The 25,436-nt window shown below is 69.4% G+C and carries 25 protein-coding genes, 1 tRNA gene and 1 pseudogene; 16 read left to right on the top strand and 11 right to left on the bottom strand.

Annotated features, from left to right (window positions below):
- From VFO68_RS28365 to dbpB, 3 genes are all read left to right on the top strand, one after another.
- The coding region (locus VFO68_RS28365; RefSeq protein ID WP_325161467.1) for a hypothetical protein at positions 1–476 on the top strand (476 nt) is incomplete at its 5' end.
- The gene (gene dpdA / locus VFO68_RS28360; RefSeq protein ID WP_325161466.1) at positions 473–1,711 is read left to right on the top strand and encodes a tRNA-guanine transglycosylase DpdA; all 1,239 of its coding nucleotides are present in this window, start codon (positions 473–475) and stop codon (positions 1,709–1,711) included. The genes VFO68_RS28365 and dpdA, both read left to right, overlap by 4 nt.
- On the top strand, positions 1,708–2,898 hold the full coding sequence (gene dbpB / locus VFO68_RS28355; RefSeq protein ID WP_325161465.1) for a DGQHR domain-containing protein DpdB: 1,191 nt from the start codon (positions 1,708–1,710) through the stop codon (positions 2,896–2,898). Before dpdA ends, dbpB begins: the two co-directional genes overlap by 4 nt.
- A 19-nt stretch (positions 2,899–2,917) precedes the next feature.
- Here the strand turns inward: dbpB and VFO68_RS28350 are convergent, their stop codons facing one another.
- Both VFO68_RS28350 and VFO68_RS28345 read right to left on the bottom strand, forming a co-directional pair.
- On the bottom strand, positions 2,918–3,202 hold the full coding sequence (locus VFO68_RS28350) for a hypothetical protein (RefSeq protein WP_325161464.1): 285 nt from the start codon (positions 3,200–3,202) through the stop codon (positions 2,918–2,920).
- The gene (locus VFO68_RS28345) at positions 3,199–4,371 is read right to left on the bottom strand and encodes a hypothetical protein (protein WP_325161463.1); all 1,173 of its coding nucleotides are present in this window, start codon (positions 4,369–4,371) and stop codon (positions 3,199–3,201) included. The genes VFO68_RS28350 and VFO68_RS28345 overlap by 4 nt, the downstream gene beginning before the upstream one ends.
- A 461-nt stretch (positions 4,372–4,832) precedes the next feature.
- Here VFO68_RS28345 and VFO68_RS28340 point away from each other — a divergent pair, with 461 nt between their 5' ends.
- The gene (locus VFO68_RS28340) at positions 4,833–6,026 is read left to right on the top strand and encodes a tyrosine-type recombinase/integrase (RefSeq protein WP_325161462.1); all 1,194 of its coding nucleotides are present in this window, start codon (positions 4,833–4,835) and stop codon (positions 6,024–6,026) included.
- A 254-nt stretch (positions 6,027–6,280) separates the two neighbouring features.
- Here VFO68_RS28340 and VFO68_RS28335 read toward each other — a convergent pair.
- The 4 genes from VFO68_RS28335 to VFO68_RS28320 form a co-directional block, all read right to left on the bottom strand.
- A tRNA-Ala gene (locus VFO68_RS28335) sits at positions 6,281–6,353 on the bottom strand.
- Positions 6,354–6,423: 70 nt separating this feature from the next.
- Complete coding sequence (locus tag VFO68_RS28330; protein ID WP_325161461.1) at positions 6,424–7,233, bottom strand: DsbA family protein; 810 nt, start codon at positions 7,231–7,233, stop codon at positions 6,424–6,426.
- Positions 7,142–7,714, bottom strand: a complete 573-nt coding sequence (locus VFO68_RS28325) for a MauE/DoxX family redox-associated membrane protein (RefSeq protein WP_325161460.1) — start codon at positions 7,712–7,714, stop codon at positions 7,142–7,144. Before VFO68_RS28325 ends, VFO68_RS28330 begins: the two co-directional genes overlap by 92 nt.
- A 12-nt stretch (positions 7,715–7,726) precedes the next feature.
- On the bottom strand, positions 7,727–8,740 hold the full coding sequence (locus tag VFO68_RS28320; protein WP_325161459.1) for a YafY family protein: 1,014 nt from the start codon (positions 8,738–8,740) through the stop codon (positions 7,727–7,729).
- Between the two features lie 64 nt (positions 8,741–8,804).
- Between VFO68_RS28320 and VFO68_RS28315 the strand changes: the two genes are divergently transcribed.
- Positions 8,805–9,260, top strand: a complete 456-nt coding sequence (locus VFO68_RS28315; RefSeq protein ID WP_325161458.1) for a hypothetical protein — start codon at positions 8,805–8,807, stop codon at positions 9,258–9,260.
- A gap of 83 nt (positions 9,261–9,343) precedes the next feature.
- On the opposite strand, the gene VFO68_RS28310 is transcribed toward VFO68_RS28315, so the two are convergent.
- The 3 genes and pseudogenes from VFO68_RS28310 to VFO68_RS28300 all read right to left on the bottom strand — a co-directional run.
- On the bottom strand, positions 9,344–10,246 hold the full coding sequence (locus VFO68_RS28310; RefSeq protein WP_325161457.1) for a hypothetical protein: 903 nt from the start codon (positions 10,244–10,246) through the stop codon (positions 9,344–9,346).
- 90 nt (positions 10,247–10,336) lie between these two features.
- Positions 10,337–10,861, bottom strand: a complete 525-nt coding sequence (locus tag VFO68_RS28305) for a DUF4262 domain-containing protein (protein WP_325161456.1) — start codon at positions 10,859–10,861, stop codon at positions 10,337–10,339.
- A 97-nt stretch (positions 10,862–10,958) separates the two neighbouring features.
- Positions 10,959–12,758: pseudogene (locus tag VFO68_RS28300) on the bottom strand (carboxyl transferase domain-containing protein); the annotation flags it as partial.
- A 117-nt stretch (positions 12,759–12,875) separates the two neighbouring features.
- Here VFO68_RS28300 and VFO68_RS28295 point away from each other — a divergent pair.
- Genes VFO68_RS28295 through VFO68_RS28255 form a run of 9 tightly spaced genes read left to right on the top strand, consistent with a single transcriptional unit; the run spans position 12,876 to position 21,441 of the window.
- Positions 12,876–13,727 carry a fumarylacetoacetate hydrolase family protein gene (locus tag VFO68_RS28295; protein ID WP_325161454.1) on the top strand — a complete coding sequence of 284 codons (852 nt, stop codon included), beginning with the start codon at positions 12,876–12,878 and terminating at the stop codon, positions 13,725–13,727.
- Positions 13,727–15,037, top strand: a complete 1,311-nt coding sequence (locus VFO68_RS28290; protein ID WP_325161453.1) for an L-fuconate dehydratase — start codon at positions 13,727–13,729, stop codon at positions 15,035–15,037. The genes VFO68_RS28295 and VFO68_RS28290 overlap by 1 nt, the downstream gene beginning before the upstream one ends.
- Positions 15,034–15,786, top strand: a complete 753-nt coding sequence (locus tag VFO68_RS28285) for an SDR family oxidoreductase (RefSeq protein WP_325161452.1) — start codon at positions 15,034–15,036, stop codon at positions 15,784–15,786. Before VFO68_RS28290 ends, VFO68_RS28285 begins: the two co-directional genes overlap by 4 nt.
- 36 nt (positions 15,787–15,822) lie before the next feature.
- Positions 15,823–16,857 (top strand): sugar ABC transporter substrate-binding protein, encoded by a 1,035-nt coding sequence (locus tag VFO68_RS28280; protein ID WP_325161451.1) that lies wholly within the window; start codon positions 15,823–15,825, stop codon positions 16,855–16,857.
- Positions 16,854–18,347, top strand: a complete 1,494-nt coding sequence (locus VFO68_RS28275; protein WP_325161450.1) for a sugar ABC transporter ATP-binding protein — start codon at positions 16,854–16,856, stop codon at positions 18,345–18,347. The genes VFO68_RS28280 and VFO68_RS28275 overlap by 4 nt, the downstream gene beginning before the upstream one ends.
- Positions 18,344–19,381, top strand: a complete 1,038-nt coding sequence (locus VFO68_RS28270) for an ABC transporter permease (RefSeq protein ID WP_325161449.1) — start codon at positions 18,344–18,346, stop codon at positions 19,379–19,381. The genes VFO68_RS28275 and VFO68_RS28270 overlap by 4 nt, the downstream gene beginning before the upstream one ends.
- Before the next feature lie 4 nt (positions 19,382–19,385).
- Positions 19,386–19,700 carry an L-rhamnose mutarotase gene (locus VFO68_RS28265; protein ID WP_325161448.1) on the top strand — a complete coding sequence of 105 codons (315 nt, stop codon included), beginning with the start codon at positions 19,386–19,388 and terminating at the stop codon, positions 19,698–19,700.
- A complete protein-coding gene (locus VFO68_RS28260) occupies positions 19,697–20,641 on the top strand; it encodes an aldo/keto reductase (protein WP_325161447.1) in 945 nt (314 codons plus the stop codon). Before VFO68_RS28265 ends, VFO68_RS28260 begins: the two co-directional genes overlap by 4 nt.
- Positions 20,641–21,441 carry an amidohydrolase family protein gene (locus VFO68_RS28255; protein ID WP_325161468.1) on the top strand — a complete coding sequence of 267 codons (801 nt, stop codon included), beginning with the start codon at positions 20,641–20,643 and terminating at the stop codon, positions 21,439–21,441. Before VFO68_RS28260 ends, VFO68_RS28255 begins: the two co-directional genes overlap by 1 nt.
- Here VFO68_RS28255 and VFO68_RS28250 read toward each other — a convergent pair.
- Together VFO68_RS28250 and VFO68_RS28245 are read right to left on the bottom strand one after the other, a co-directional pair.
- The gene (locus VFO68_RS28250; RefSeq protein WP_325161446.1) at positions 21,429–22,124 is read right to left on the bottom strand and encodes a FadR/GntR family transcriptional regulator; all 696 of its coding nucleotides are present in this window, start codon (positions 22,122–22,124) and stop codon (positions 21,429–21,431) included. The two genes, VFO68_RS28255 and VFO68_RS28250, sit on opposite strands and share 13 nt — an antisense overlap.
- 25 nt (positions 22,125–22,149) lie before the next feature.
- Positions 22,150–23,013, bottom strand: a complete 864-nt coding sequence (locus tag VFO68_RS28245) for an exodeoxyribonuclease III (protein WP_325161445.1) — start codon at positions 23,011–23,013, stop codon at positions 22,150–22,152.
- Between the two features lie 142 nt (positions 23,014–23,155).
- Between VFO68_RS28245 and VFO68_RS28240 the strand changes: the two genes are divergently transcribed.
- Together VFO68_RS28240 and VFO68_RS28235 are read left to right on the top strand one after the other, a co-directional pair.
- Positions 23,156–23,500: a VOC family protein gene (locus VFO68_RS28240; protein ID WP_325161444.1), complete on the top strand. Its 345-nt coding sequence runs from the start codon at positions 23,156–23,158 to the stop codon at positions 23,498–23,500.
- A 94-nt stretch (positions 23,501–23,594) separates the two neighbouring features.
- Positions 23,595–25,436 (top strand): excinuclease ABC subunit UvrA (locus tag VFO68_RS28235; RefSeq protein ID WP_325161443.1); only part of this gene is annotated, 1,842 nt, incomplete at its 3' end.

Below are 25,436 nucleotides of genomic sequence, written 5' to 3'. Positions count from 1 at the left end.
AAGATCCGAGCGGCCGAGCGATCATCACGGACACCGCGATCGTCGACATGATCCAAGAAAGTCTGACCTCATCCTCGGGCTGCCTCTACCCGTACCGGGACCTGACCCGCGACGAAACCGACTTCGACGGCATCGTCTCCGCGTTGTCCCTCTACTGGGCCGCCGTACGGGACACCTTCCCCGACGCCTGGGGCAAACCACCCGGCCGCAGCCGACTCATGCACGGCGCCGGCATCCGCGCCATGGGCAAAGTCATGGACCGCATCCTCGGCACGATCGACCTGCGCCAACCCGACGCCCCCGAAGTCGTTCGCAAACACCTCGCGCTACTGAGCCCGCACTGCCACTGGACATCGGGAGTCTGGGACGAGATCGGGATGCGCTGGAACGAGATCCAGAACCTCAAAGGCCACATGCACGCACTGTCCAGCTACCTGATCCGGGTCTACCTCGACGCGCGGGTCACGCTGCGATGAAGTTCTTCTTTCCCGACAGCCAGGACCAGGTCGACCCCGGATTCGACTTCATCACCGAAGAACGCGATCCGTTCCGCGTCCGCCAGCGGGACGACCGCTACGCCCACGAGGTCCTTCACCCCGCTCCGTTCGACGGACTGCTGGTCTCCAAAGCCATCGTCGATGGGACCACCAGCGCGACCACCGGCAAGTACACCGGCGCGCAACGGCACCGGCTCTACAGCGACGGCGCCGAGGCATTCTTCCGACTCGCCACCAGCACCACACGGCTCAAGATCATGGGCGACTGCGGTGCCTTCTCCTACGTCGCGGAGACCTACCCGCCCTACACCGTGGACGAGGTCATCGACTTCTACGACGGCTGCGGATTCGACTACGGCATCTCCGTCGACCATGTGATCTTCCAATACGAACCCAGCATCGACCGCCACGATCCCCGCGCTGAGGAGTGGGTCCGCCGCCAGGACATCACGCTTGAACTCGCCGGCGACTTCCGCAAACGCTGCCGCACACGCAGCGTCGGCTTCATCCCTGTCGGGGTCGCCCAAGGCTGGAGCCCCGACTCCTACGCGACGGCGGTCACCCAACTGCAGCGCATGGGCTACCGCCGGATCGCGCTCGGCGGCATGGTCCCCCTCAAGACCCACGAAATCCTCGCCTGTCTCCGCGCCGTCAACGACGTACGCCGATCCACCACGCAACTCCACCTGCTCGGCATCAGCCGCTGCGATGACATCCCCACCTTTGCCAGCCTCGGCGTCAGCAGTTTCGACAGCACCTCTCCGTTCCGGCGGGCGTTCAAAGACGACCGCGACAACTACTACACACCCAGCCGCACCTACGTGGCTGTCCGCGTCCCCCAAGTCGACGGCAACGCCAAACTCAAGGCCCGTATCCGCTCCGGGGAGATCAGCCAGGACCAAGCGATCAAGTTCGAACGCGCCGCGCTCGACCTGCTCCGCCGCTACGACCGAGACGAAGTTGACCTTGAGCCCGTACTGGACGCCTTGCGCGACTACAGCACGCTGTGGAACGGCAAGTCCGACCGCACCGACCAGTACCGAGTGACACTCGCTGACCGTCCGTGGCGGGCCTGCCCCTGCAGCCTGTGCCAGCACATCGGGATCGAGATCGTCCTGTTCCGAGGATCCGAACGCAACAAACGCCGCGGATTCCACAACCTGTATGTCTTCGAGCAACGCCTACGCGACCAACTGGGAAGGGACGACACGTGACACGCACCCGTGCCACCGCTACACCGCAACCGACGGCTCTGCGGCTACCGGCGCTGGAAATCCGGCAGGGGCCGACTCGTCGCCTCTACACCTTCGCCATCGACGGCAAACTCATCCCCCAGGTCGCCACCGTCTCCCGCGTCCGGCGCGACGCCGACACCCAACTCCACGGCTACCAACGCCCCGAAAATCTCGCCCACGTCGGCGCCATCCGCCGCTACCTCGACACCGACGAGAACCCTATGCTTCCCAACGCCGTGGTGATCGCCTTCGACAAGCGGGTCCGTTTCGAGCCTGCCGGCAACAAGGAGCGCGGCAGCTACGCCCGCCCCGGCCACCTCCTCATCCCCATCGACCCCACTGTTCAAGACGCCGACAAGCCCGGCTTCATCGTCGATGGGCAACAACGATGCGCGGCGATCCGTGACGCTCAGATCGATGCCTTCCCGATCTGCGTCACCGCGTTCATCACCGACGAACACGCCGACCAGCGTTCACAGTTCATCCTGGTCAACTCCACCAAAGCCCTCCCCAAGGGCCTCATCCACGAACTGCTCCCAGGAACAGCCGGCACCCTGCCCGGACCGCTCATGGTCCGCCAACTGCCAGCCTCCCTGCTGGAACGGCTGAACTTCGACGTCCAGTCACCGCTGTATCGGCGCATCCAGACACCCACCAATCCTGACGGTGTCATCAAAGACAACTCCATCCTCAGAATGCTGGAAAACAGCCACTCAGACGGAGCGCTCTACAAGTTCAGGGGCCAAGACGGCCCGCCAAACTTCGGCTACATGTACACGCTGGTGACGAACTACTGGACCGCCGTAGCTGATGTGTTCAGCGAAGCATGGAACAAGGCCAGGCCACGGGACTCACGACTCATCCACGGCGCAGGCATCATCAGCATGGGCTTCCTCATGGACGAAATCACCCGACGCCTCAAGTCGGACATACCAACCTCAGAAGAATTCGCCGCAGAGCTCAAGACCATCAAAGACGACTGCAGTTGGACCGAAGGCGTCTGGCGGTTCGATAGCGACACCATCCGCCGATGGAACGACATCCAAAACACCGCTCGAGACGTCAAGACCTTGACCGACTTCCTCCTCACACGCTACCGCGCTCACGCCGACGAACCCACCGGCCGCCAACGCGGCCGAAGCACGTCCCGCCGACGGAACGCATAGAAATTGTCGGATCTCAAGGCTATTTCGAGGACATGCTTTCATCGACGAAGCGGTAGTAGCTCATGCGGAAAGGTTGCAGCAGGGCGCGCATAAAAGCGGGACCATCGTCAGGGTGGACGGCGCGTCCTTCGCTGACTGAATCGACGCCATGGGCATAGAAGTCTTGGGCTAGTTTTCCTTCGACGGGGTCGAGGAGGGTGAGTTCAGCTCGTCCTTGATCGTTGAGGCGGAACTCGGCGACGCGGACGGGTTCGCCGGTGCCCCAGGAGTACATGGCGACGAGGGTTGGTGGCTTGTCGCTCATGCTGGGGTGCCTTTCGGGGGTGTGGAGGATCGGTTGGCGGACATGGGCTGGGTGGCTGATGGGGCGAATGCGCCGTTGATCACGCCGGGCCAGGCTTCGCCGGTGATCATACCGTGGGTGCGGATCTCGGTGAGTCGGGCGAGGACACCGTGGATGGCGGTTTCGCTGATGCCGGTGGCGCGCAGGGTGTGTCGTAGGTGGTCGGAATCGACTGCTCGGACTCTGGCGAGGACATCGCCGGACAGCGGGATGTTGAGGTTCTTGTCGACGAAGTCGGATCGGATTCCGAACCGTGGGTCTGGCGATTCTGGGAAGGAGTAGCCGTGGTCGATGGCTAGTACGTTGCCGTCGGGGTCGGTTCGGTAGTTACCGAGGTGGCGGTCGGTGTTGCCGATGATGTAGTCGAGCACGGCCATTCGTTCCTGCTGGATGCGTGGATATTCGTGGTGCTCGCGGTGGGGGGTGGAAGCGACCCATTGCTGGACCGACCCGATGCCGTGCTGGCCGTCGATCATGGTGGTGGTGGGTACGAGTCCGAATCCGAAGGCCTCGTCGATGCGGGAGGCCGCAACCTCGCGGTGGGCGAGGTTGCCGGGGATGCCTTGGCGCAAGCTGACGTTTTCACCGGCGATGGGTTTGTAGATCCCTCGGGTGCCATCGTCGAAGGTGACCAAGTGCGCGTCGTTGGCGTGTCCGGTCGGGTCCATCGGCTTTGAGTCGATGACTCGACGGGTCTGCAGGGCACGTTCGGCGGGACTGGGCTCGTAAAGCTCGGTCGTCGGACGGGTCGTGGTCGACGCGGTATCAGAGTCGAGCCGTGCGCTGATACTCGGCGACGGCAACGCCGGTTGGCTGGCAGGCCCGGGTGAGAGTGTCTGGCCGGGTGGCCTTGGTGCCGAGTCGGTGGTGTCGATCCTGGCGAATTCGGCCGCTGCGGTGGCATCAGTGTTCTGGTAGGTAGCGGCGGTCTGCCGGGTTCCCTGGCTTGCTCGGGCGACGGTGTCCCCGGTGGTGGCGAGTTGCTGTTGAGCGTGTTGCAGGTGCGCCTGCGCTTCCCGGGTGAAGCCCGAGCCGATCAAGCCCATGCTCTCTGGACCGATATTGATCCGGCCCACCGAGTCCTTTACTCCGCTGATCTTTGCCTGTGTGGAGTCCAGCCGATCGGCCATCGTTTCCACGGCGTCGAGCGATGCTTCTACCCCGCGCTGGCTGGCCTGCCCAGGGTCTCGGCTCGCCGCGTCGCCGGAGCGACGACCGTGCTCACTGCTTCCAGTCGAATGCGGTGTCGTCCGGTCCGCCCCAGAACCGGACGTGCGGCGCCGACCGGTCATTTCGGCCTCACCCGAATGGCAGTCGCAACCGGCCCGGAGATCAATTCCAGTGCTGGACCTGCTGGAATCCTAGCGAGCATCTTGATCATTACGCCCATCCCCCACGTACCAGCCGTTGCCTCGACAGTAACGCATTCCCACTGATCTGAGCCGGCCAATAAGCCGCCGGCAAGTCAGTTTCGACACTTGCAATCACCTGCGCAGCAACCCTGTCAGGATCACATGCTCGGTGATCGATTTGCGGCCGGCCATAGTTGAGTGCACGACCGAGTCGTAACAACGGATGCGGGGAGGATGTCATGGCATGGACGGAGCAGATCGGCGAGCACTCGTGGCGGGTGCGGTACGTCGGGGCGAACGGGCGGGTCGCTTCGATTGGCGGGTTCGACAGCAGGGAGGCCGCTGAGGACTACGCATTGGTGGTGGAGGGTCAACAACGTCAAGGCGTGTGGGTGGATCCGATGCGCGGCCGCACGACAGTGGCCGAGTGGGTCGATGTCTGGTTCGACAGCCTGGACGTGGATGAGCGCACCAGGGACAACTACGCCAGCCGGTTGCGCTGTCACATCCTGCCGCGGTGGGGCGACACCCGGTTGATCGACATCTCGACGCTGCAGGTCACCTCATGGATCACCAGCTTGCATGAGGATCGCCGCGCCCGGGCAACCGTCGCGGGGATCGTCAAGTTGTTCTCGATGATGCTCACCGATGCCGTTGACGAGGACATTATCCCGTTCAACCCGGTGCGTCGGCGGCGGCATCGTGGCCGGCGGCATCATGTTCCGGAGCGGGAGCGGGTGTGGACTACGCCGGAGAAGGTGCTGCGGATCGCAGACCAGGCCGAGGTCCTCGGTGGTCCGGGTGCGGGGCTGCTGATCGTCACGGCCGGCTGGACCGGATGCCGGTGGGGCGAGTTGGCTGGCCTGCACCGCGCGAAGCTCCGGCTCGACGAAGGTTGCCTGATTGTCGATGGCGAACTGGGTGCATTGCACGAGAGCTGTCACGGCCGGTGGTTGGGGCCGCCCAAGACCGCGTCCTCTGCGCGGTCGGTGTCGCTGCCGCCGTTCCTGATTGCCTTGCTGCGTAACCATCTGCGTCGACATCCGCATGAGTTCGTCTTCACAACCGAAAGCGGCACCTGGCTGTGGCGTAGCACGTTCAGCCGCAGGGTGTTGCGGCCCGCGGTGGACGGCAATCTCGCCATCACAAAGCCGAGGGTGCGCACGCAAGCGATCGCGCCGGGCCTGACCTTTCATGGGCTCCGGCATAGCCATAAGACCTGGCTCATCGCTGACGGGGTGCCGGAGATCGCCCAAGCTCGCCGGCTGGGTCATCACCTGGATAACCGGGTTGTGGAGACCTACAGCCACGTCGCGCCGGAAGTCGAACGGCGCCTGCTCCATGGCCTGGAACGTCGCTGGCGCAAAGCGGTCACCATCAGAAGCACGCGACCGGTCACGATTCTGGTAGACGCGGAAAGGGCTTCAGCGTAGCCACCGCCATGACCCCCACACCGCTGGACGGGTGATCAGCAAGCACGCACCAGACCTGCACGACGCCACGACCAGCGCGAACGCGACGCACCGAGGCCGATAGGCCCTGGAGGACAGCCTCCAGAATCCTCCAACTGTGGATACTGAATCGATCACGGTAAGTATCGCAGACGATCATCGCGTGATCAACAGACGCTCATCGACAAGGGTGCTGAGCTGCAGAAACTAGTACTCGAAGCCCGACGATCATGAAGTGGAGCTGAGGGGGCTCGAACCCCTGACCCCCACACTGCCAGTGTGGTGCGCTACCAGCTGCGCTACAGCCCCGGGTCGTCAGGGTGGGCCCTGACGTGTTGGTTTACCGTACCTGATGGTTGGGAGGACCGTGACCGGGGGGTCAGGCTTGGGCTAGGAGTTTGTCCAGCCAGGCGGGGTCGGTGACGTCGACGATGGTTTCGCCGACGGTGACGGTGGGGGTGCCGAAGCCCTTGTTGCCGTTGCCGAAGTCTTGTTGGAGGTGGGGGGTCTCCTTGATTTTGTCCTGGGCTTCGAGGATCTGCTGCTCGAATGTGCCCGACTGGATGCAGGTGGGGAAGTCGGGGGTGGTTATGCCCAGGTCGGTGCCCAGCCTGGTCAGCTGGGTGTTGTCGTAGCCGCGGGCGCCCTCTTCGGGTTGGGACTGGAACAGGCTGGCGTGATACGGGGGGAACTTGCCGGCCTCGGCCGCGCAGAGGGCGGCGTTCGCGGCGTCGAGGGAGTAGCCGGCGGGGTCGGACTTGTCGTTGAGGATCGCGACCGGGTGGTAGCGGACCTGGAGGGCGCCGTTCTGCAACTCACGCTCCACGGCGGCGGCGTTGGTGGTCTCGAACCGTCCGCAGAACGGGCAGAGGAAGTCCTCGTACACGTCGATGGTGACCTTGGCGCCGTCCTTGCCGGCCACGACCACGGCTCCGTCGCGGCGCACCGGATAGTCCGCCGCGGCGCTCGCGGTCGAGTTCGGCTGGATGACCTGGCCTTCGGTCTTGTTCTTCTGCGCGTTGGTGTACAGCACACCGCCGATGACCGCGCCGGCGATCAACAGCACCACGACCAGCCCGACGATGATCTTGGTGCGGTCAGTCCCGCTCGCCCGCGCCGACGCGACCGTCCGGCCGGCCGCCGTCTGGGCCTGCCGCTTCTTCCGCGCGTTGCGTTCCGCTCCACCCACCGGTTCGCCCTTTCTCACTCAACAGGCCGTCCACGGACAGCAACGTCCTCGGCCGCACCACCAGCCACCCGGCCAGCACCAGGAACCCCAGGTCACGGGCGATCTCCTGCGGATACCGGGTCTCACCAGCCGATACCTGCCCGCCGCCGCCGAAGCAGCCGCAGTCGATCGTCAACCCACGGGCCCAGGCCTGCGCCACCGCGCCGATGAACGCGACCAGCACCACCACCGACACGATCGCCACCAGCCGGGTGCCCAGGCCGATCAGCAGCAGGACACCGAGGGCCAGCTCGAGGAACGGAACCGCGGCGGCCACGACGCTGACCACGCCGTCCGGGAGTAGTTCGTAGCCCTGGACGGCAAGGTAGGTCTGGTTCGGGTCGACGACCTTGATCCAGCCCGAGATCAACCACACGGCCGCGAGCCCGAGTCGGAAGAGGGTGCCGACGCCGTCGAGCACACGCACGGACGGTCGATCCACGCCGCGAGGCTACTAGCGGTGGCTGAGCGCATCCTGAGAGGCTCTGGACCCGGTAATGCCATAACGCTGGGTGAGCGCGACGATGGTGTCGATCATCCGGTCGCGTAGCTCGGCCGGACCGAGCACCTCGACGTCGCCGCCGAGCCGGAGCAGTTCCCGGACCGTGTGATCGACGGACTCGGTCGGGACCGTCGCGCGGGTCCAGCCGGGTCGCTCGTCCGCGGCGCCGTTCGCGGCCACCGCCCGGACCATGGCGTCCGGCAGGACGTCCGGGAGCTGCGCCATCCCTTCGGGTGAAATTCGGATCGTCGCCTCGCCCCGGTGCCGGCTGGCCTCGAAGGCCGTCACGTGCGACCGCCAGTACGCGGTGAGGTCGAAGTCGGGTGGGCGGTCGAACCGGTCGTCGAGGGACCACAGCTCACGGATCTGCGACACCCGGTAGGTCGCGAGCCGGCCGGTGCCGCGCGCCACCAGGTACCAGCGCCCGGCCTTGAGGACCAGGCCGTACGGGGCGAGCGTGCGGTTCACCTCCTGGGGCGCCTTCCAGCGGTGGTACCGGATCCGCAGCAGCCGTTCGTTCCACACCGCGTCGGCCACGGCGGCCAGGTGCGGGGTGGGGTCGGGTTCGCGATACCAGCTCGGCGCGTCCAGGTGGAACCGGCCGGCGATCCGTCCGGCGCGGTCGGCAAGCTCGGCCGGCAGCGCCGCCCGCAGCTTGAGCGAGGCCGCGGCGACCGCCGCGCCCAGACCCAGTTCGGCGGCCGGACCGGGTAGCCCGGTCAGGAACAGCGACTCGGCCTCGTCGCCGGTGAGCCCGGTCAGGCGGGTCCGGTACCCGTCGAGCAGCCGGTAGCCGCCGTCCGGCCCGGCGTCGCCGACGATCGGGACTCCGGCGGCGTGCAGCGACTCGACGTCGCGGTAGACGGTCCGCACCGACACCTCGAGCTCGCCGGCCAGGGCGTGGGCCGTCATCCGGCCGCGGGACTGCAGCAGGAGCAGCAGGGAGACCAGGCGGCTGGCGCGCATGATCGAAGTCTGCCAGCGGTCACTGACAGAAGATGTCAGGGTGCCCTGGCTAGCGTCGGCGGCCATGAGCAACGACTTCGATTTCCTGCACGGTTCCTGGGACGTCGTCAACCGGCGCCTGGTCAAGCGGCTGGTGGCCAGCGACGAGTGGGACGAGTTCCCCGCGACGTCCGTCTCGCACGGCTTCTTCGGCGGGGCGGGCAGCTTCGACGAGATCACGTTCCCGACCAAGGGCTGGTCCGGTGCGACGGTGCGGATGCTGGACCCGCGGACCGGGGAATGGTCGATCTACTGGGTCAACAGCCGGACCGGGTCGCTCCAGCCGCCGGTGGTCGGCCGGTTCGCCGACGGGGTGGGCACCTTCTACGGCGACGACGAGGACGACGGCACGCCGGTGCGGGTGCGCTTCATCTGGTCGAAGATCACGCCCACGTCGGCGCACTGGGAGCAGGCCTTCTCCACCGACGGGGGCCGGACCTGGGAGACGAACTGGACGATGGCCCACACCCGGCGCCCCTGAACAGGGAACTCGCCGGGCTGGAACGGGCGACTCGCGGGGGTGGAGGGGGTCCGGTTGGCGGACCCCCTCCGTTTCCCTCCGGGTTACTTACCCGCCCTGGCTCCTGTGGCGGTGGTGGCGAACCAGACGCCGCCCACGCCCTGGCCGTTGGTGTCGCAGGGGGCCTTGTCGCCGGCGTAGTGGTACATGGGCCAGCCGCCCACGGTGACCTGCTTGCTGCCGTCGGCCCGGGTGATGGTGCCGACGTTGGCCTGGTCGATGCCGGTGGTCTGGATGGGGACGCCGTCGGGGGCGAGCAGCGGCGGCCACTGGTTGGCGCAGTCGCCCTCACACGCCGACTTCTCGCCCTTGGTGTCCTTGTCGAACCGGTAGAGGGTCATGCCGGCGGCGTCGGTGACGATCGGGCCGAGCGTGCCCACCTTCATCAGCACCAGTTGCACCGAGGCCGGAGCGGCCTGGTCGGCGGCCTTCTTGCCGGTCGCGGTGAACGCGAACCACTTGCCGCTGGCGGCCTGGCCCTTGACCTCGCCCGCCTTGGTGTCCTTGGCGAACCGGTAGGCCGGCCACCCGGCGATGGTCACCTGCTGGCTGCCGTCCTCCCGGGCCACCGAGCCGATCAGCGCCTTGTCGATGCCCTCGACCTCCAGCGCCGCCGCGTCCGTGGTCATCAGCGGCGGCCAGGCCTTCTCGCAGTCGCCGGCGCAGTTGGACTTGGGCGGTTTCGCGGTGTCGTTGTCGAAGCGGTAGATCGACCTGCCGTCGCCGTCGACGACGATCGGGCCGAGCGTGCCGGCGTCGGCGACCGCGAGCTTCTTGGCCACCACGCCGGCCTGCTTGGCCTGCGGCACGCCCTGGGCCTCGGCCTGCGGCTGCACCTGCTGCTCCCCGACCGGCGCACCGGAGACGTCCTCGTCCGCTCCGCACGCCGTCACCGCGCCCAACGCAAGCCCGGCGACGGTCACGGTGATCGCGCGAACCCAGTTCATGACAACTCCTCCGGTATCGAGAGTCCGTAGCTGCGGACGCAACACACACGGACTCCGGACCGGAGCGGTTCACCCGACTTTCTCGCGCCGTCAGCGCACCACCTGCACCGGCCAACTCTCCGGGCGGCCGCTCTCGGTGAGCACCGGCTGCGGCACGTTGTGCGCGTCCCATCGCTGTTGCCACGGCCAGTTCCCGTCCCGGTCCGGCCACAACGCCTGGTACGCTGGGAAGTCGCCGGTCGGGTAGAACTCGAAGGACCGGGCGAACCACTCGTGGTAGAGCGACGGGGTGACCAGTTCGAGCATCACGCCGGGGCCGGGCAGCAACTCCCGGAACGGGCCGCCGGGGCGGAACCGCTTGCCCGCCTTCACCTGCGCGGCGTACCGGTTGATCGTCTCCACCGCGTGCCGGGTCGGCGCGCCGACCACGATCAGCTCAGGCACCCGGTGGAAGCTCCACAGCCCGACCGAGTACACGAACCCCGGCGCCACCCATCCACCGCCGTGCCCCTCCTCCGCCGGCACGGCCACCATCGTGAAGTCGTGCTCGGCTATCCGCGCCAGCAGGTCGCGACGCAGCTGCTCGTCGGACTTGCCGTCGCACATGTCGCACATCAGGTTCTCCCGTCTCACCCGGCCAGAAAGATCAGTCGAACTGATGTTCGCATAGAGTGCCGACGGTTTCACCCCGGAATCCACTATCGGGTGAAGTTCACCAGGTATCCACGTTCGGCCGGCGCTTGCCGGGCACCGGATCACCGGACCGCGCCCCGGCGAGCGCGGCAGTGATCCAGTCCCGGGTGTCCGCCGGGTCGATCACGTCATCGACCTCGAACATCGAAGCGGCGTTGAGTGCCCGGCCCCGCTCGTAGGCCGCACGCACCATCTCCGCCTCCGCTTCGGCCCGGCGGGCCGGGTCGGCGATGGCGGCCAGTTCCCGGGCGAACCCGAGCCGCACCGCGCCCTCCAGCCCCATCCCGCCGAACTCACCGGTCGGCCAGGACACCGTGGCCAGCGGAACCTTCAGGCTGCCGCCGGTCATCGCCATCACCCCGAGCCCGTAGGCCTTGCGCAGCACGACCGCGCAGATCGGCACGGTCAGGTTGGCCCCGGTGACGAACAGCCGGGAGAAGTGCCGCACGGTCGCGGTGCGCTCGGCGTCCGGGCCGACCATGAATCCCGGCGTGTCGCACAGCGAGACCACCGGCAGCCCGTGCGCGTCGCACAGTTGCAGGAACCGGGCCGCCTTGTCGGCGGCGTCGGCATCGATCGCCCCGCCGAGGTGCAGCGGGTTGTTGGCGATCAGCCCAAGCGGCCGCCCGGCGATGCGGACCAGCGCGGTCACGATGCCCACGCCGAACTCGGGCCGCAGTTCCAGCACCGAGCCGGTGTCGGCGAGCACGGAGATCACCGCACGCACGTCGTAGGAGCGCACCCGGTTCTCCGGCACGGCCGCCCGCAGCGCCTGCTGGTCCGCGCACGCGACGTCGGCTGCCGGACCTTGGAAGTAGGACAGGTAGCGCCGCGCCACCCGAGCCGCCGCCGGCTCGTCGTCCACCAGCAGATCCACCACACCGTTGGGCACCTGCACGGAAACCGGCCCGATCTCCTCGGGCTCGTAGCTCCCGAGCCCGCCGCCCTCGATCATCGCCGGGCCGCCCATGCCGATGTTGGCGTCCCGGGTCGCGATCACCACGTCGCAGCAGCCGAGCAGCGCGGCATTGCCGGCGAAGCACCGGCCGGAGGCGATGCCGATCAGCGGCACCAGTCCGGACAGCCGGGCGAACAGGTGAAACGACGGCACGTCCAGCCCGCCGACAGTGGGGATGTCGGTGTCGCCCGGCCGGCCGCCGCCACCCTCGGCGAACAGCACGACGGGCAGCCGCCTGCGCGCCGCGATGGTGAACAGCCGGTCCTTCTTGGCGTGGTTGTAGGCGCCCTGGGTGCCGGCGAGCACGGTCGCGTCGTAGGCCATGACCAGGCAGGGCGCGGAGTTCACCTCGGCCACCCCGGCCACCAGCCCGTCGGCCGGGGTGCGCGCGATCAGGTCGTCCAGGCCGCGACGTTGCCGCTGTGCGGCCACCACGAGCGGCCCGTACTCGACGAACGTGCCGGGATCGCACAGCGCCGCGAGGTTCTCCCGGGCGGTGCGCTGGCCGCGCTCGCGGCGCCGGCGCACCGCCTCGGGCCGCTCGCCGTCCAGCCCGATCCGGTGCCGGCGCCGCACCTCGGCCAGGTCGGACCGGACCGTCTCCGGATCGGCCGGCCGCTCGTGCGCCTCGGCGGCGGCGGCCTCGCCGGTGGGTTCGAGGGTGAGCAGCGGCTGGTCCCGGCTGACCGTGTCCGCGGCGGCGATGAGCACCCGGCGCACCACGGCGGCCGCCGGCGCGCGCACCACGTGCTCCATCTTCATGGACTCGAGCACCGCGACCTGCTGACCGGCGCGAACCGCGTCGCCGGGACGGACGTCGACGCGCACCACGGTGCCCTGCATGGGCGCGAGCAGTTCCTCCATCCGATCTTCCTAGCACTGCCGAGCAACATCCGATGTCTTGAACGAGAGCCTTGTCAACTCCACCCGATCAGGTTATAAATCTCCGCTATAGGTCCGATGTATTTGAGGAGTCCGATGAGGCTGCTGCGCGTGGGTCCACCCGGCCGGGAGCTTCCCGCCGTCCTCGATCCCGACGGCCGGTTGCTCGACCTGTCCCCGGTCACCGCCGAGATCGACGGCGGCTGGCTGGCCACCGGCGGGATCGACCGGGCTCGCGCCGCGCTGGCGGCCGGTGAGCTACGCGCGCTCGACCCGTCGCCACGCCTCGGGCCGCCGGTCGCCCGGCCCGGCAAGGTCGTCTGCATCGGCCTGAACTACTCCGATCACGCCGCCGAGACCAACGCGCCGACACCGGCCGAGCCGGTGGTGTTCCTCAAGGCGCCCAATACGGTCGTCGGGCCGAACGACGAGGTTCTCGTCCCGCGCGCCAGCACCAGGACCGACTGGGAGGTGGAACTGGCCGTGGTGATCGGCCGCACCGCCCGCTACCTGGCCGCTCCGGCCGAGGCACTGGACTACGTGGCCGGTTACGCCGTCGCCAACGACGTCTCGGAGCGGGAGTTCCAGCTCGAGCGCGGCGGCACCTGGGACAAGGGCAAGTCCTGCGAGACGTTCAACCCGCTCGGCCCCTGGCTGGTGACCGCCGACGAGGTGCCCGACCCGCAGCGGCTCGGCCTGCGGCTGTGGGTCAACGGCGAGCTCAAACAGGACGGCAGCACCAACAACATGATCTTCGGAGTGGCCGAGCTGGTGCACTACGTCAGCCAGTTCATGGTGCTCGAACCGGGAGACGTGATCAACACCGGCACACCGGCCGGCGTCGCGCTCGGCGCGCCGGAACCGAAGCCGTACCTGCGCGCGGGCGACGTGCTGGAACTGGAGATCGACCGGCTCGGCCGGCAGCGCCAGGTCGTCGGGCAGGCCTGATGTCCAGCATCACCGCGCTGTCCACGTTCGACATCCGGTTTCCCACCTCCCGCCAGCTGGACGGCTCGGACGCGATGAACCCGGACCCGGACTACTCGGCCGCCTACGTCGTGCTCAAGACCGACGCGCCCGACGGCCTGGAGGGACACGGGTTCGCCTTCACAATCGGCCGGGGCAACGACGTGCAGGCCGCGGCGATCCGGCTGCTCGAGTCCTATGTGGTCGGTTGCGATCTCGCGGCGACCCTGGCCGACCTGGGCGGCATGTGGAAGCGGATGGTGCACGACTCGCAGCTGCGCTGGCTGGGCCCGGAGAAGGGCATCATGCACATGGCCATCTCCGCGGTCATCAACGCGCTGTGGGACCTGCGCGCCAAGCGGTCCGGCAAACCGGTGTGGCAGCTGCTGGCCGGCCTGTCCCCCGAGGAGATCGTGTCCCTTGTGGACTTCCGGTACCTCACCGACGCGCTCACCGCCGGCGAGGCGCTGGACATCCTGCGCCGCGCCGAACCCGGCCGGGCCGACCGCGAGGCAGCGCTGCGCGCGCGTGGCTATCCCGGCTACACCACGACGCCCGGCTGGCTCGGCTACGACGACGACAAGCTGCGTGAGCTGTGCCAGCAGGCGGTGGCGGACGGGTTCACCCAGATCAAGCTGAAGGTCGGCGGCAGCCTGGCCGACGACCTGCGCCGGCTCAAGATCGCCCGGGACGCGGTGGGTCCGGACATCCGGATCGCCATCGACGCCAACCAGCGCTGGGACGTGAGCACCGCGATCGCCTGGGTGCGCGAGTTGGCGCCGTTCGACCCGTGGTGGGTGGAGGAGCCGACCAGCCCGGACGACGTGCTCGGCCACGCCACCATCGCCCGGGCGATCTCCCCGGTGCGGGTGGCCACCGGGGAGCACGTGCAGAACCGGGTGGTGTTCAAGCAGCTGCTGCAGACCGGCGCGATCTCCTACCTGCAGCTCGACGCCGCACGGGTGGCCGGGGTGAACGAGAACGTGGCGATCCTGTTGCTGGCGGCCAAGTTCGGCGTCCCGGTCTGCCCGCACGCCGGCGGGGTGGGGCTGTGTGAGCTGGTGCAGCACCTGTCGATGTTCGATTTCGTGGCGGTGTCCGGCTCGATGGACAATCGGGTCATCGAGTACGTGGACCATCTGCATGAGCACTTTCTGGACCCGGTGACCATCCGGCGCGGCCACTACCTGGCGCCGACCGCACCGGGGTTCAGCGCGTCGATGCGGCCGGAGACGCTGGCCGGCTACGCCTATCCGGATGGTCCCGTGTGGACACAGGAGGGTGTTTCATGAGTGAACTGGCGGGACTGACGGCCGTGGTGACCGGCGCCGGCTCGGGCATCGGGCTGGCCACGGCGACCATGTTGGCGCAGCGCGGGGCCCGGGTGGCCGGTCTGGATCTCGACCCGGCCGCGGTGGCGGAACCGTTGCTGCCGTTGACCGCGGACGTGACCGACGACGCGGCGGTGCGCGCCGCGGTCGAGACCGCGGCGGAGCGGCTCGGCGGGATCGACATCCTGGTCAACAACGCCGGAATCGGCGCGCAGGGCACGGTCGAGGCCAACTCCGACGACGAGTGGCGGCGGGTGTTCGAGGTCAACGTGCTCGGCATCGTGCGCACCACCCGCGCCGCACTGCCGCACCTGCGCGGGTCCGACGCGGCCGCGATCGTCAACACCTGTTCGATCGTCGCCGTCGCCGGTCTGCCCAACCGGGCGCTCTACAGCGCCAGCAAGGGCGCCGTGCTCGCCCTCACCATGGCCATGGCCGCCGACCATGTGGCCGAGGGAATCCGGGTCAACTGCGTCACTCCCGGCACCGCGGACACCCCGTGGGTGCGCAGGCTGCTCGACGCGACCGACGATCCGGACGCCGAACTGGCGGCGCTTCGGGCCCGGCAGCCGATGGGCCGACTGGTGTCCGCGGCCGAGGTGGCCGCGGCCATCGCCTACCTGGCCGGCCCGCTCGCCGGGGCCACCACCGGCACCGCGCTCGCGGTGGACGGCGGCATGCAGGGCCTGCGGTTGCGGCCGAGAACCTGAACCTCACTCCCCCTTTCACCGAATCGAGGGCGATCAATGAAGATCACACGGGTTGTGCTGACCCTGTCGCTGGCCACCGCACTGGCGCTCGGCGCGTGCAGCAAGGACAGTCCGGACCAGGGCGGCTCGTCGGGCCAGAGCGACGGTTCGATCGGCGTGGACCTGCCCCGGGCCGACTCGGACTTCTGGAACGCCTACGCCGACTACGTGCCGAGCAAGGCGAGCGAGCTGGGTGTGCGGCTCACCGGGCCGACCAACTCGCAGAACGACATCCAGAAGCTGATCGGCAACGTGGACAGCCTGGCCGCCCAGGGCGCGAAGGCGCTGGTGATCGCCCCGCAGGACACCGGAGCCATCGGTCCGAAGCTCGATGAGCTGTCCGGCAAGGGAATCCCGGTGGTCAGCGTGGACACCCGGCCGGACAGCGGGAAGATCTACATGGTGGTCCGGGCGGACAACCGGGCCTATGGCCAGAAGGCGTGCGAGTTCCTCGGCGAGAAACTCGGCGGCAAGGGCAAGGTGATCGAGTTCCAGGGCGCGCTGTCCTCGATCAACGGCCGGGACCGGTCCGAGGCCTTCAAGGAGTGCATGACCGGCAAGTTCCCCGGTATCACGGTGTTCGAGGAGCCCACCGACTGGGAGGGCGCGAAAGCCCAGGCGGCGCTGGAGACCCGGCTGTCCACCGACCCGGACATCAAGGGGGTCTACATGCAGGCCGGCGGCGTGTTCCTGGACCCGACCCTGCAGGTGCTCAAGCAGCGCGGCCTGCTGGTCCCGCCGACCGACCCCAGGCACATCTTCGTGGTGTCCAACGACGGCATCCCGCAGGAGTTCGACGCCATCCGCAAGGGCGAGATCGACGCCACGGTGTCCCAGCCGGCCGACCAGTACGCCCAGTTCGGGCTGTACTGGGCGAAGCAGGCGATGGCCGGCGTCGCGCCCAAGGAGGGCCCGTCCGACCACGGCAGCGTGATCATCAAGCTGCCCAACGGGTTCGAGGACCAGCTGCCCGCTCCCCTGGTCACCAAGGCCAACGTGGACGACAAGTCGTTGTGGGGCAACAAGTCGTGACCCCGGTGCTCGAGGCGGTCGGGATCGCGAAGCGGTTCGGGCCGACGGTGGCGCTGGCCGACGGCAGCCTGTCGGTCAGCGCCGGGGAGACCCATGCCCTGGTCGGGCGCAACGGGGCCGGAAAGTCCACCCTGGTCGCCGTGCTGACCGGGTTGCTGAAGCCGGACAGCGGCGAGGTCCGGTTCGCCGGGGCGCCCGCTCCCGCGCTGTCCGACCGGTCGGCCTGGCGGTCGCAGGTGGCCTGCGTCTACCAGAAGCCGTCCGTGGTCGCCGACCTGTCCGTGGCGGAGAACCTCTTCCTGAACCGGCAGCCGCGCGGACGGTTCGGCCTGCTGTCCCGCAACCGGTTGCGCCGGGCGGCGATGGACCTGCTGGAGTCCTGGGCGATCCCGGTCGACCCCGAGCTGCCGGCCGGCGCGCTCACCGTCGAGCAGCGGCAACTGGTGGAGATCGCCGGTGCGCTTTCCCTCGGCGCCCGGCTGGTGATCCTGGACGAGCCGACCGCGCAGTTGGAGGGCGCCGCGATCGCCCGGCTGTTCGACCGGCTGCGCGACCTGCGCGCGCAGGGCGTGACGTTCGTGTTCATCTCCCATCACCTGCCGGAGATCTACGAGATCTGCCAACGGGTCACGGTGTTCCGGGACGCGCGTCGGGTGCTCACCGCGCCGGTCGGCGAGCTGCGCGAGGAGGAGCTGGTGGCCGCCATGGTCGGCGAGGCGCGCGGCCTGGTCCAGGTCGGCGCGGACCGGCCCGCCGTCCCGGCCGGCGCCGAACCGGTGCTGGAGCTGGAAGAGGTCGGCGTGCCCGGGTTCGTCGAGCGGGTCGACCTCACCGTGCGGCGCGGGGAGATCGTCGGGGTGGCCGGGTCGGCGGCCAGCGGCAAGCGGCAACTGGCCGAGGCGCTGGCCGGGTTGCGGCCGCGCACCGGCGTGGTGCGCCTGTCCGGTCGCCCGGTGCCGCCGTCGAACGTGCCGGCGGCGTTGCGCGGCGGGATCGGTTACCTGCCCGGCGACCGCAACGTCGACGGGTTCGTGCCGGACCTGTCGGTGGCCGAGAACGCCACCATGACGATCGCCGGACAGCTCGGCCCGGCCGGCACCGTGCTGCCCGGGCGGCGCGATGCCGTGGCGCGCAAGCTGATCGCCGACCTGGACGTGCACACCGCCGGGCCGCACCAGCCGGTTTCCGAGCTGTCCGGCGGAAACTCGCAGAAGGTGGTGATGGCCCGGGCGCTGGCCAGCGACCCTCGGGTGCTGGTGCTGGTGGCGCCGACGGCCGGCGTGGACGTGCGGTCCAAGGAGTCGTTGCTGGGTGCGGTGGACCGGGAGACCAGGACCCGGCGCGGCGCGCTGCTGGTCTCCGACGAGCTTGCCGACCTGTGTGTGTGCGACCGGGTGGTGGTGATGTCGGCCGGCCGGATCATCGCCGAGCACCCGCGCGGTTGGAACGAGGCCGAACTGGTGGCCGAGATCGAAGGAATCGGGCAATGACACAGACGACCAGCGAACCGGAAGCCCCGGCCCGGCCGGTCACCGGACGCTCGGTGAGCCGGCTGCGCCTGGCCCGGCTGCGGGACCTGGCGCTGATACCCCCGATCGTCGCGCTGCTGGTCTACGGCTACGTGACCAAGCCGGACGTGTTCCTCACCAAGTCCTACTTCGTCGACTCGGTGCTGAAGAACCTGGCCCCGCTGGCGCTGGTGGTGCTCGCCGAGGCGCTGGTGCTGATCGTCGGCAAGTTCGACCTGTCGCTGGAGTCGGTGGTCGGCATCGCGCCCGCGGTCGCGGTGTTCCTGGTGATCGGCAAGACGAGCGCGCTGGGCGCGCCGTGGCCGACCTGGACCGTGCTGCCGGTTGCGCTGGTGTTCGGGGCGCTGGTCGGGGTGTTCAACGGGTTGCTGATCGTGCGGTTCAAGCTGTCCGCGTTCATCGTCACGCTGGCCATGCTGATCACGTTGCGCGGCCTGCAGCTCACCATCGTCGGCGGGGCGACGATGTCCAACCTGGCCAAGCAGGTTCCGCTGCTGGACTATCTGGCCAACGTCCGGGTGCTCACCCTGCCGCTGGCCATCTGGATCGTGGCGGTCCTGTTCGCCGCCGGGATTCTCGCGCTGGGCTACACCCGCATCGGCCGGTCGCTGTACGCGGTGGGCGGCAACCCGGCCGCCGCGCGGGCCGCCGGGATCCGGGTGGACCGGGTGGTCTGGTCGACGTTCGTGGTGGCCGGGGTGCTGGCGGCGCTGGCCGGGTTGATGCTCTCCGCGCAGCTCGGTTCGGTGTCGGCGAGCCAGGGCGAGGGCATGATCTTCCAGGTGTTCGCCGCCGCGGTGATCGGCGGGATCAGCCTGGACGGCGGCAAGGGATCGCTGTTCGGCGCGCTGTGCGGGGTGCTGCTGCTGGGGCTGATCCAGGCCGTGCTCACCCTCGCCCAGGTACCGGGCGAGCAGATCCAGATGGTGTACGGCCTGGTGATCCTGGTCGCGCTGGTGCTGGCCCGGCTCACCTCGGGGAAGGCGCAGGATTAGGGACATGCAACGGATCGCGCTACACACCAGGCTCAAACCCGGCCGGGAGGCGGAGTACGAGCGGGTGCACGCGGTGATCCCGGCCGACCTGGACGCGGCGCTGCGGGCGGCCGGGGTGCACCGCTGGGAGATCTGGCGGGACGGGCGGGACCTGTTCCACCTGGTCGAGGTCGAGGACTACCAGCGGATGCGCCGCGAGCTGGCCGAGCACCCGGCGAACCTGCCGTGGCAGGCCAGAATGGCCGGGCTGCTGGAGGTTCAGGACGACTACTCCGGGCGGGACACGGGGCTCGGGAAGGTGTGGGAGCTGCCGGGATGAAGCTGGGGTTCGGTGGGGCGGTGATCGGCGGGCTGCACCAGTGGGTGGACGAGGACACCGCGCTGGCCGCGGTGACCGCGGCCTGGTCCTGCGGGGTGCGGTTCTTCGACACCGCACCGCACTACGGGTTGGGGCTGTCCGAACGCCGGCTCGGGCGGGCGCTGGCCGGACGGCCGAGGTCGGAGTACACCTTGTGCACCAAGGTGGGCCGGCTGCTGGTGCCCAGCCCGGAGCTCGCCGGGCAGCGGGACGAGAGCTTCGACGTGCCGGCCGCGTACCGGCGGGTGTGGGACTTCAGCGCGGACGGGGTGCGCCGGAGCCTGGAGTCCAGTGTGGACAGACTGGGTGTCGACCGGGTGGACGTGGTGCTGCTGCACGACCCGGACGACCACTGGCAGCAGGCGATCGACGAGGCCTACCCGGCCCTGCATGAGCTGCGGGCGCAGGGCGTGGTGGGCGCCATCGGGGCCGGCATGAACCAATGGCAACTGCTGCAACGGTTCGTCGCCGAGACCGACATCGACACCGTGATGCTGGCCGGCCGCTACACCCTGCTCGAGCAGACCGCGCTGGACACCATGCTGCCGCTGTGTGTCGAGCGTGGCGTGTCGGTGCTCGCCGCCGGGGTGTTCAACAGCGGCCTGCTCGCCGTCGACCGGCCGGGCCCGGACGCCACCTACAACTACGCGACCGCTCCGGCCGAGCTACGCGAGCGGGCGCTGCGGATCGCGGACATCTGCGCCCGGCACGGGGTGAGGCTCCCGCAGGCGGCGCTGGCCTTCGCCGGCGCGCATCCCGCCGTGCGCCGGGTCGTGGTCGGCATCCGCACCGCCGAGCAGATGCGGGACAACGCCGAACTGTTCGCCCGGCCGGTGCCGCCGGACCTGTGGCCGGACCTGGTGGCGGCCGGTCTGCTCCGCGCGGACGCCCCGCTGCCATGATCGTTGACGCGCACCACCACCTGTGGGACCCGGCGCGGCGGGACTACCCCTGGATGTCCGGGCTCACCGCGCTCCAGCGGCCCTACACCGAGGCCGACCTGCGGGCGGCGGCCGGTCCGGAGGTGGCCGCGACGGTGCTGGTGCAGACCGTCTCCTCGGCGGCCGAGACGGCGGAGTTCCTGGCCACCGCGACGGAAAGCGACCTGGTGGCCGGCGTGGTGGGCTGGCTGGACCTGACCGCGCCGGACCTGGCCGTCCCGGACGGGCCACTGGTCGGTGTCCGGCATCAGGTGGAGGACGAGCCGGACCCGACCTGGTTGCTGCGCCCCGAGGTCGTCCGCGGCCTGCGCCGCCTCGCCCGCGCCGGACTGGTCTACGACCTGCTGGTGCGCGCGCCGCAGCGGCCGGCCGCCCTGACCGTGGCCCGCCAGGTGCCCGACCTGACGTTCGTGCTCGACCACGCCGGCAAGCCGGGCATCGCGGTCGGCGAGTGGCAGCCGTGGGCGTCCTGGATCGCGGACGTGGCCCAGCTGCCCAACGTGGTGTGCAAGCTGTCCGGCCTGGTCACCGAGGCGGACTGGACGGGCTGGACCGTGACCGGCATCCGGCCCTACGCCGAGCACGTGCTGGCCGCCTTCGGCGCCGACCGGGTCATGTTCGGGTCGGACTGGCCGGTGTGCGAACTGGCCGGCGGCTACGCCGCCGTGCTGGGGTTGACCCGGGAGGTCCTGGCCGGCGCGACGGCGACGGAGCGGGCGGCCGTGCTCGGCGACACCGCACGGCGGGTCTACCTGGGTTGAGTGCCCTCGCCGACCAGGGCACTGCGCAGCCACTGCTCCACCCCGGCGATGTGCACGGTGGCCCAGGACCGGGCCACCTCGGGCATCCGCGCCTCGATGGCGTCGCAGATCGCCGTGTGCTGCTCGCGGGTCTTGGCGACCGCTCCCTCCTGGGTCAGCCCCCGCCAGATCCGGGCCCGCGTCGTCGGCCCGGACAGGCCGTCGAGCAGCGAGCACAGCACGGTGTTGCCGGACCCGGCCGCGATCCGGCGGTGGAACTCCAGGTCGTTCTGCACCAGCGCCTCGATCGTCGGGACCTCGTCGAGGGAGTCGAGCACCCGGCGCAGGTCGGCGATCTGCTCGTCGGGCATGTGCGCGGCGGCCATCGCGGTCGCCGCCGGCTCCAGGATGCGCCGCACCTCGAGGAACTCGAGCACGGTGTCGTCGCGGTGGAAGTCGACCACGAAGCTCATCGCGTCCAGCAGCAGGTTCGGTTCCAGGCTGGTCACGTAGGTGCCGTCACCCTGCCGCACATCCAGCACCCGGATGAGGGACAACGCCTTCACCGCTTCGCGCAGCGAGTTGCGGGACAGGCCGAGCCGCTCGGCCAGGTCGTTCTCCTTGGGCAGGCGGTCGCCGGGGCCCAACTCCCCGGTGACGATCATGGCCTTGATCTTCTCGATGGCCTCGTCGGTGACCGGCACGATCCCTCCCCTATCCGGACTGCGCCTATCTCGATTGGGGCAGCCGCACGGCGCCCCGCTTGGCCGCCGGCGCCGACGGCGGCGGCACGACCGGCCCGATGTCCCCGTCCGGCGCCTCGTCCAGATCGACGATCACCGGCGCGTGGTCACTCGGTCCGGTTCCCTTGCGCGCGTGCCGGTCCACCCAGGCGGCGTGCACCCGGCCGGCCACCGCGGCACTGGCCAGCACCAGGTCGATCCGCATGCCCAGGTCCTTGTGGAACATCCCGGCCCGGTAGTCCCAGTAGGTGAACACGCGCTGGTCCGGCCACCGGTCGCGCACCACGTCGTGCAGCCCGAGGGCCTGTAATTCGGCCAGGGCAGCCCGTTCCGGGGCGGTCACGTGGGTCTGCCCGACGTAGGCCTCCGGGTCGAACACGTCCGCGTCGGTGGGCGCGATGTTCATGTCCCCGCAGAGCAGCACGTGCTCCGGGCCGGTCCGGACCACCTCGCGCAGCGCGGCCAGCCAGGCGAGCTTGTAGTGGTAGTGGTCGGAGTCGGGCACCCGGCCGTTCGGCACGTAGAGCGAGTGCACCCGCACCCCGCCGCAGGTCGCCGCCACCGCCCGCGCCTCGGGATGGGGGAAGCCCGGCGCCCCCGCCACACCCCGGGTCACGTCCTCCAGCCCCACCCGGGACAGAATCGCCACGCCGTTCCACTGGACCTCACCGTGCGCGGCGATCTCGTATCCGCGCGCGGCGAACTCCTCGCCGAGCAGGCCCAGGAACGCCTCGTCCGCGAGCTTGGTCTCCTGCAGGCACAGCACATCCGGCCGCCGCTGGTCCAACCACGGCAGCAACCGCGCCACCCGCTGCTTGACCGAGTTCACATTCCAGGTCGCGACTCGCACCCCTCCACCGTATCGACGCCGGGTCCCGACCGGATCACCGGCAAGGCGCCCGGCGGACCGGTCAGGATTCGAGAAGCGTCGCCTTCCGCGCGCTCCTACCGTTACCAGCGTCGACAGCACGACAACGAGCCAAGGAGTGATCATGACTGACGGCGCCAAGACCCTGTTGCACCCGGTGGCCGACCTGGCCAAGGCCAAGCCGGTGTACGCCGCCCTGCTCGGCATCCAGCCGCAGGCCGACAGTGACTACTACGTCGGCTTCGACGTCGCCGGCCAGCACATCGGGCTGGTGCCGGGCGGCGGGCCGCAGGGCATGACCGCACCGGTGGCCTACTGGCACGTGCCGGACATCGAGGCGAAGCTTGCCGAGGTGACCGCCGCGGGCGCGACCGTCCGGGAGGCGGCGCACGACGTCGGCGGAGGCCGGCTGGTGGCCACGGTCACCGACCCCGACGGCAACGTCCTCGGGCTGCTGCAGGACCGATGAGCACCCCCGCTCCCGCGCGAAAGGCGCGGGAGCGGGCACCGTGTCGCACCCATCGGGTAGACAGTGGACCGTCGCCACAACCCAGGGAGATCCGATGAGCAAGCCCAAGCGGACGGCAACCCAGTCGCCCGCGTCGCACGCCGCCGACAGCCACGACCTGATCCGGGTGCACGGCGCGCGGGTGAACAACCTCAAGGACGTCACCGTCGATCTGCCGAAGCGCCGCCTGACCGTGTTCACCGGCGTGTCCGGCTCGGGCAAGAGCTCGCTGGTTTTCAGCACGATCGCCGCGGAGTCCCAGCGACTGATCAACGAGACCTACAGCGCCTTCGTGCAGGGCTTCATGCCGACGCTGGCCCGCCCGGAGGTCGACCTCCTGGAGGGTCTGACCACCGCGATCATCGTCGACCAGGAGCGGATGGGCTCCAACCCCCGGTCCACCGTGGGCACCGCCACCGACGCCAACGCGATGCTGCGCATCCTGTTCAGCCGGCTGGCAAAGCCGCACCTCGGCTCGCCCAACGCGTACTCGTTCAACCTTCCGTCGGTGAGCGCCAGCGGCGCGATCACGGTCGAGCGTGGCGACAAGACGATCACCCAGAAGGCCACCTTCACCCGGCTCGGCGGCATGTGCCCGCGCTGCGAGGGCATGGGCTCGGTCAACGACTTCGACATGACCGCGCTCTACGACGACAGCAAGTCCCTCAACGAGGGCGCGCTCACCATCCCCGGCTACAGCATGGAGGGCTGGTACGGCCGGATCTACCGGGGCTGCGGCTTCTTCGACCCGGACAAGCCGATCCGCAAGTACAACAAGCGGGAACTGCACGACCTGCTCTACAAGGAGCCGACCAAGGTCAAGGTCGAAGGGATCAACCTGACCTACGAGGGCCTGATCCCGAAGATCCAGAAGTCCATGCTGGCCAAGGACGTCGACGCGATGCAGCCGCACATCCGCGCGTTCGTGGAGCGGGCGGTCACGTTCCAGACCTGCCCCGACTGCGGGGGCACCCGGCTGAGCAAGGAGGCGCTGTCCTCCAAGATCAAGGGGAAGAACATCGCCGACGTCTGCGCGATGCAGATCACCGACCTGGCCGACTGGGTCCGGGGTCTGCGCGAGCCGTCGGTGGCCCCGCTGCTCGCCGGCCTGCAGCACCTGCTCGACTCGTTCGCCGAGATCGGGCTGGGCTACCTCTCGCTGGACCGGCCGGCCGGCACCCTGTCCGGCGGGGAAGCCCAGCGCACCAAGATGATCCGCCACCTCGGCTCGTCGCTCACCGACGTCACCTACGTCTTCGACGAACCCACCATCGGCCTGCACCCGCACGACATCGAACGGATGAACAAGCTCCTGCTGCAACTGCGGGACAAGGGCAACACGGTGCTCGTGGTGGAGCACAAGCCGGAGTCGATCGCGATCGCCGACCACGTGGTCGACCTCGGCCCGGGCGCCGGCAGCGGCGGCGGCGAGGTGGTGTTCGAGGGCACCGTGGACGGGCTGCGGTCCAGCGGCACGATCACCGGCAAGCACCTGGACGACCGGGCCGCGCTGAAGTCCTCGGTGCGGACGCCGTCGGGCGCGTTGCGGGTGCGCAAGGCCAACACCCACAACCTGCGCAACGTCGATGTCGACATCCCGCTCGGCGCCCTGGTCGTGCTGACCGGGGTCGCCGGGTCCGGCAAGAGCTCGCTGATCAACGGCTCGGTCGCCGGCCGGGACGGCGTCGTGGTGATCGACCAGGGTGCGATCCGCGGCTCCCGGCGGAGCAACCCGGCCACCTACCCCGGGCTGCTGGAGCCGATCCGGAAGGCGTTCGCCAAGGCCAACGGGGTGAAGCCGGCGCTGTTCAGCTCCAACTCCGAGGGCGCCTGCCCGGTCTGCAACGGCGCGGGCGTGATCTTCACCGAGCTCGGCGTGATGGCCACGGTCGAGTCG

Source organism: Actinophytocola sp. (genome assembly GCF_035712165.1).
Classification (GTDB): Bacteria; Actinomycetota; Actinomycetes; order Mycobacteriales; family Pseudonocardiaceae; genus DASYTH01.
The sequence above is the reverse complement of the archived record's forward strand: the minus strand, read 5'-3'. Positions and strand labels throughout refer to the sequence as shown.

Bases quoted from the DNA above. Each gene is read 5' to 3' on its own strand.
- dpdA (WP_325161466.1), top strand. From the start codon at position 473: ATGAAGTTCTTCTTTCCCGACAGCCAGGACCAGGTCGACCCCGGATTC.
- VFO68_RS28350 (WP_325161464.1), bottom strand. From the start codon at position 3,202: ATGAGCGACAAGCCACCAACCCTCGTCGCCATGTACTCCTGGGGCACC.
- VFO68_RS28345 (WP_325161463.1), bottom strand. From the start codon at position 4,371: ATGGCCGATCGGCTGGACTCCACACAGGCAAAGATCAGCGGAGTAAAG.
- VFO68_RS28340 (WP_325161462.1), top strand. From the start codon at position 4,833: ATGGCATGGACGGAGCAGATCGGCGAGCACTCGTGGCGGGTGCGGTAC.
- VFO68_RS28320 (WP_325161459.1), bottom strand. From the start codon at position 8,740: ATGCGCGCCAGCCGCCTGGTCTCCCTGCTGCTCCTGCTGCAGTCCCGC.
- VFO68_RS28315 (WP_325161458.1), top strand. From the start codon at position 8,805: ATGAGCAACGACTTCGATTTCCTGCACGGTTCCTGGGACGTCGTCAAC.
- VFO68_RS28310 (WP_325161457.1), bottom strand. From the start codon at position 10,246: ATGAACTGGGTTCGCGCGATCACCGTGACCGTCGCCGGGCTTGCGTTG.
- VFO68_RS28305 (WP_325161456.1), bottom strand. From the start codon at position 10,861: ATGTGCGACATGTGCGACGGCAAGTCCGACGAGCAGCTGCGTCGCGAC.
- VFO68_RS28295 (WP_325161454.1), top strand. From the start codon at position 12,876: ATGAGGCTGCTGCGCGTGGGTCCACCCGGCCGGGAGCTTCCCGCCGTC.
- VFO68_RS28290 (WP_325161453.1), top strand. From the start codon at position 13,727: ATGTCCAGCATCACCGCGCTGTCCACGTTCGACATCCGGTTTCCCACC.
- VFO68_RS28285 (WP_325161452.1), top strand. From the start codon at position 15,034: ATGAGTGAACTGGCGGGACTGACGGCCGTGGTGACCGGCGCCGGCTCG.
- VFO68_RS28280 (WP_325161451.1), top strand. From the start codon at position 15,823: ATGAAGATCACACGGGTTGTGCTGACCCTGTCGCTGGCCACCGCACTG.
- VFO68_RS28270 (WP_325161449.1), top strand. From the start codon at position 18,344: ATGACACAGACGACCAGCGAACCGGAAGCCCCGGCCCGGCCGGTCACC.
- VFO68_RS28265 (WP_325161448.1), top strand. From the start codon at position 19,386: ATGCAACGGATCGCGCTACACACCAGGCTCAAACCCGGCCGGGAGGCG.
- VFO68_RS28260 (WP_325161447.1), top strand. From the start codon at position 19,697: ATGAAGCTGGGGTTCGGTGGGGCGGTGATCGGCGGGCTGCACCAGTGG.
- VFO68_RS28240 (WP_325161444.1), top strand. From the start codon at position 23,156: ATGACTGACGGCGCCAAGACCCTGTTGCACCCGGTGGCCGACCTGGCC.